The organism is Streptomyces sp. SID5785, assembly GCF_009870065.1.
GTDB lineage: Bacteria > Actinomycetota > Actinomycetes > Streptomycetales > Streptomycetaceae > Streptomyces.
Map to the genome: position 1 here is coordinate 1 of NZ_WWIA01000601.1, position 2,524 is coordinate 2,524.

The 2,524-nt window shown below is 72.4% G+C and carries 3 protein-coding genes and 1 pseudogene; 2 read left to right on the plus strand and 2 right to left on the minus strand.

Features of this window, described 5'->3' with window-relative positions; translation table 11 throughout:
* Together GTW43_RS19865 and GTW43_RS19870 are read right to left on the minus strand one after the other, a co-directional pair.
* Positions 1–221: pseudogene (locus GTW43_RS19865) on the minus strand (bifunctional D-altronate/D-mannonate dehydratase); the annotation flags it as partial.
* A gap of 145 nt (positions 222–366) precedes the next feature.
* The gene (locus GTW43_RS19870; RefSeq protein ID WP_161303364.1) at positions 367–1,170 is read right to left on the minus strand and encodes a FadR/GntR family transcriptional regulator; all 804 of its coding nucleotides are present in this window, start codon (positions 1,168–1,170) and stop codon (positions 367–369) included.
* Positions 1,171–1,281: 111 nt separating this feature from the next.
* On the opposite strand from GTW43_RS19870, the gene GTW43_RS19875 reads away from it, so the two are divergent.
* Both GTW43_RS19875 and GTW43_RS19880 read left to right on the plus strand, forming a co-directional pair.
* Positions 1,282–1,785 carry a GNAT family N-acetyltransferase gene (locus GTW43_RS19875; protein WP_161303365.1) on the plus strand — a complete coding sequence of 168 codons (504 nt, stop codon included), beginning with the start codon at positions 1,282–1,284 and terminating at the stop codon, positions 1,783–1,785.
* A gap of 246 nt (positions 1,786–2,031) precedes the next feature.
* The coding region (locus GTW43_RS19880; protein WP_202501722.1) for a hypothetical protein at positions 2,032–2,524 on the plus strand (493 nt) is incomplete at its 3' end.

Consider the following 2,524-nt stretch of genomic DNA (forward strand, 5'->3'; position numbering starts at 1 on the left):
GCGCCGCGGTACAGGTACTGCCAGGTGTCCTCGACGCGATGCGGGTCGAGTCCGAGGAGGAGGGGTGCGACGTGGTCCTCCAGGTAGCTGACGACGGCGAGTTCACGGCCGTTGAGCGTGGCGTCGCCCAGGCCGGTGAGGCCTTCGTCGGTCGTCAGCTTGAGCGTGACGAAGTTGCGGCCGGGGCTGGTGACGACGACCTTCGCGTCGATGATCTTCATGCGGTGGGCGCTCTCTGGTGGGTGCGGAGGCGTGTTCGTCCCTTCTGGCCCTACTGGTAGGACCAGTCGGACCAGAAGAGGAACCTAACAGGGCGCCCCGATTCCCCGGTAGCCCCTCGGGCGGCGAGATCGACCGAGAGCGGGGCTACTCCGCGCCGGTCCCGCGCGCGTCGCCCTCGCGTGCGAGCAGCGCCTCGATGTGGTGGCGCGCCATGACATCGAGGGGGGTGTCGAGGTCGGCCCCGTACGTGCGCAGACCGAGCGTCAGGTGTTCACGCATCCGGGACGACGCCAGCTCCGCGTCGCCCGCCTCGATCGCGGCCAGGATCTCCGGGTGGTGCGGGACGCCTGGCTCGGCGATCGACGGGTCGGAGTGCGAGCGGAGCATCATCTCGAACATCAACCCGCTGATCGACGCCAGCATGATCCGCAGCACCGGGTTCCCGCCGCCCGCCGCGATCGCGTCGTGGAACTCCACGTCGGCCTGCGCCCTGACCACGACATCGGTCGCCGCCTCCATCGTGCGCTGCGCGGACCGCATCGCCGCGAGGTCCTCGTCCGTCGCACGGCGCGCGGCGAGGGCGGCGATCTCGACCTCCAACGGGATCCGGGCCTCGATGAGCTGACGCACCGTGGGCCGCCCGGCCCGGTACAGCGCGTCGTACCTCCTGGCCTGCCCCGTGGACTGCTCGCGCACGAACGAACCGCGGCCGGGCGCGACCTCGATCAGGTGCTGGGCCTCCAGCCGGCGCAGCACCTCACGCACGACGTTCCTGCTGGCGCCGAACCGCGCGGCCAGCTCGCGCTCGGACGGCAGCTTCGCCCCGACCTCGATCGCTCCGGAGCGGATCTCCCGCTCGAGCTCGCGCGCGAAGCGCTCCGTGAGCAGTCCGCGCCGGGCGGGACCGGGCGCGGAGTCCGACGGCGCGGAGCCGGGTGACGCATGCATGATCACAGGCTACAGCGGGTGCCGGAGCGCACGGTGCCGCCGGCAGGTGATGCTCCGGCCGGTCCGAGGGTGCGGACGGGCACCGCCGGCCTGTGCGGCAGAGTGTGGGCCATGACGACGTACGAGGCGATGACGTACCACCTGGAGACGGAGCGGCTGCTCCTGCGGCCCTGGGCCGTGTCGGACGCGGAGGAGTTCTGCACCCTCCTGGCGGAGCGGGGCAACGGCACCCCCGAGGTCGAACGGATCCGGACATCGATCGAGGAGTTCCTCACCGCGTCGCAGAGCACGGGCATCGCCCTGCTGCCGATCGTGCGCCGCGCGGAAGGCGACTTCATCGGCTATTGCGGACTGATCATCGGGCGCTCCACGCTCGATGAACCGGAGATCGCGTACGAGCTGTTCCGGCACGCCCACGGGAACGGCTACGCCACCGAGGCCGCCGCCGCGGTGCTGGGGGCCGCCGCGGCGACCGGCCGGACCCGCCTCTGGTCGACGGTCGCCGACTGGAACACGCCGTCCCTGCGGGTCCTCGACAAGCTCGGGTTCACACGGGACCGCGTCACCACGGAGGAGAACGGCGAGGTCGTCTGGCTCACGCGCGCGCTGCCGTGACGCACGCGCGGCTTGTCACGGGCGCCCCGTCACGGGCGCCCTGTTTGGAGCACACGGGCCGCTTTCACTCGTCGGCACCACGCGTGAACCCGTGAGCTGCACTGTTGGAGCAAAAGGGACTTCAAGCCCGAACGCTCGCGGCCGGCGCGCCTCTGCGGGGGCGCTCCGCTGCGGCTTACGTCGGGTGCAGCGGTTCGTCGGCGGCACGCTCCGGTGCCGTGACCGCGATGCTTGGAGGAAGCCCTGATGCGTTCGCTGAAGATAGCCACCGGCACTGTCCTGGCCAGCACCGCTCTCCTGTTCGCGGCCCCGATGGCCTCGGCGTCCGACACCCAGTGCGACCCGGCCACCGCGGCGGCCACCGAGGCCGAGTCCGCCTACAAGGCGGCCCTCGCCGACTACCAGAAGCAGATCGACGCGGGCGGCCACCCGGGCAAGGCCGAGAAGGACAACGTCGACCAGCTGAAGCAGAAGGCCGACTCCACCGCCTCCGAGGCCCAGCGGGTCTGCGGCGACACGGCGATGGACCCCAGCGCGTCCCCCAGCACGCAGCCCTCGGCCCCCGCCTCGCACAAGCCGACCATGCAGCCCTCGGCGCCCGCGTCGCAGAAGCCGTCCGGCGCGATGCACACCGGCAGCGGCTCCACCAGCACCGACCCCGCCGGCGTGCCGGCCGCCGCCGCGGCGGGCGGCCTGGCCGTCGCGGCCGCCGCCGGATTCGCCCTGCGCCGCCGTTCGC